Origin of the sequence: Shewanella sp. 10N.286.52.C2 (assembly GCF_002874545.1) — a bacterium.
In the GTDB taxonomy this organism is placed as follows: Bacteria; Pseudomonadota; Gammaproteobacteria; order Enterobacterales; family Shewanellaceae; genus Shewanella.
Genome location: NZ_MCTV01000073.1, coordinates 1 through 2,551 on the forward strand (window position 1 = coordinate 1; position 2,551 = coordinate 2,551).

The 2,551-nt window shown below is 41.9% G+C and carries 1 protein-coding gene and 3 tRNA genes; 1 reads left to right on the plus strand and 3 read right to left on the minus strand.

Annotation, left to right across the window (positions count from 1 at the left end; all coding sequences use genetic code 11):
* Nucleotides 1-117 precede the first annotated feature (117 nt).
* The 3 genes from BCU94_RS18890 to gltX form a co-directional block, all read right to left on the minus strand.
* Nucleotides 118-193: transfer RNA gene (locus BCU94_RS18890), tRNA-Glu, on the minus strand.
* 218 nt (nucleotides 194-411) lie between these two features.
* Nucleotides 412-487, minus strand: a tRNA-Ala gene (locus tag BCU94_RS18895).
* 105 nt (nucleotides 488-592) lie between these two features.
* Nucleotides 593-2,002 carry a glutamate--tRNA ligase gene (gltX, locus tag BCU94_RS18900; protein ID WP_102436489.1) on the minus strand — a complete coding sequence of 470 codons (1,410 nt, stop codon included), beginning with the start codon at nucleotides 2,000-2,002 and terminating at the stop codon, nucleotides 593-595.
* A gap of 423 nt (nucleotides 2,003-2,425) precedes the next feature.
* On the opposite strand from gltX, the gene BCU94_RS18905 reads away from it, so the two are divergent.
* Nucleotides 2,426-2,501 (plus strand) — tRNA-Val (locus BCU94_RS18905).
* Nucleotides 2,502-2,551: the final 50 nt, after the last annotated feature.

Here is a 2,551-nt window from a genome sequence, read left to right on the forward strand (position 1 = left end):
CGAAGGGGACCCGGACTGCATTAGACTCTGCAAAGAGTGAATAACTCATTAAGTTCTGTAGGCTAAAACTTAACGCTTGTTTCAAACTATCGAAATAAATCAATAATTTTAAAATTGTGGTATCCCCTAGGGGATTCGAACCCCTGTTACCGCCGTGAAAGGGCGGTGTCCTAGGCCTCTAGACGAAGGGGACCCGGACATATTGTTTCACTTCTAATATAACGAAGACCTATAAGTAACACTTTAGAAGGCTATTAAAGTGAAACCGCCGTGCTCTTAATAAAAATAGCGCGGTGTCCTAGGCATCTCTTCTTTAATCGAAGGGGACCCGGACTGCATTATACTCTGCAAAGAGTGAATAACTCATTAAGTTCTGTAGGCTAAAACTTAACGCTTGAATTGTTGTAAAATTGGTGGAGCTACACGGGATCGAACCGTGGACCTCTTCGCTGCCAGCGAAGCGCTCTCCCAGCTGAGCTATAGCCCCTCAACTTTACAAATTGCATTTGGACATGCTGCGATAAATAATCACATCGTGTCTCAAGTACGGGGCGCATTCTATGCAGCCTGCCCAAAAGTGTCAACTCGTTTTTTAAGAATTTATTCTAGCTGCTACAAAATCAATCGCTTTGGATATTCTTTGTTCGCAACGAGCCTTTCCAATGAGAAATAAGGTTAAATCTACAGCAGGTGACATTCCGGCGCCTGTAACAGCGACACGTAAAGGCATTCCAACTTTACCCATTCCTACTTCAAGTTCTGCTGCGGTGTCTTCAATTGCTTGATGAATTGCTTCAACAGACCAATCAGATAGAGCAGAAATTTTTTGTTGGATTAACTTAAGTGGTTCCATTGCAACACCACGCAAGTGCTTTTTCGCTGCATTTTCATCAAAAGCGTCGAAATCTTCATAGAAGTAGCGACTAGATGCGGCTAACTCTTTTAAGGTTTTCGCTCTTTCTGCAAGTGCTGTGACAACTTCAGCTAAAGCAGGGCCGTTTGTGGTATCAATTTTTTGGTCATCCATATGCCATTGAAGGTGGCCTGCAACATATTCTGGTGCCGACTCTTTAATGTAATGCTGGTTTAGCCAATTTAATTTGTCAGTATTGAATGCAGAAGCTGCTTTGTTGATGTCATCTAATTTAAATAATGAAATCATTTCATCAATTGAGAATACTTCTTGATCGCCATGTGACCAACCTAAACGAACTAAGTAGTTCAATAGGGCTTCAGGTAAATAGCCATCATCACGGTATTGCATTACGCCAACTGCGCCATGACGTTTTGATAATTTAGCGCCATCGTCGCCTAAAATCATTGATACGTGCGCATATTCAGGAACAGGTGCACCTAATGCTTTTAAAATATTAATTTGGCGAGGGGTGTTATTGATGTGATCTTCACCGCGTACAACACAAGTGATCCCCATGTCCCAGTCATCAACAACTACACAGAAGTTATAAGTTGGCGTGCCTTCAGTTCGGGCAATGATCAAATCATCTAAAGTATCGTTAGCAAATTCGATGCGACCACGAACATGATCATCAAATACCACACTACCTTCTGTAGGGTTTTTGAAACGAATAACAAACGGCTCGTCAGTTTCACGTGGCGCTAAGTTACGACAATGGCCATCATATTTTTGAGACTCACCATTAGCAGCTTGTTCTTCACGCATTGCTTCAATACGCTCACGTGAGCAGTAACACTTATATGCACTGCCTTGTTCTAGCATTTGAGCAATGATTTCATTGTAACGATCAAAGCGCTTGGTTTGGTAATACGGGCCTTCATCCCAAGTTAAGCCTAACCACTCCATACCTTCTAAGATCGCAGCGCAAGCTTCAGGTGTTGAACGTTCAATATCTGTATCTTCTACACGTAAAACAAACTCACCTTGGTTCGCACGAGCATATAGCCAAGAATAAAGTGCTGTACGAGCACCACCTACATGTAAAAAGCCTGTTGGGCTTGGAGCAAAACGCGTCTTAGTTGTCATAATGGGACACTGACCTATTTCTGAAAACGTCTATATAAAGACAGATATAATAAAGTGGCCGATATTCTATACCCAAACCACCACATTATGCGAGTTCCACTCTTGTTATTTTCATTCTTGTGGAGCAGGCATTCACTATAGTCAACGTCATCTAATATTGCGCAATCAATTTAAGTTTGAATATAAAGGTTAGTAGTAGTCTACTAACTAACAGGTATTAGTGGAGGCAGAAAGAATATAATAGGGGGCTTATCAATATTGAGATGTTATTTATTCGCCAAAATCTGGTTGATGTCAGCAAAAGGCGGTCTAATGCGTCTAACAATCAACCAAGACGGCTGTTTTTAGCGCGCCTGAACTTTTTTAATCAAAAAGTCGTTGACAGTATTTCGTTGCTCCCTATAATACGGCCCCACACAGCGAGGTCGATTAGCTCAGCTGGGAGAGCACCTCCCTTACAAGGAGGGGGTCACTGGTTCGAGCCCAGTATCGACCACCATTCTTTTTATAAAGAATTAAAACATTATGTAAATCCCAGGTCGATTAGCT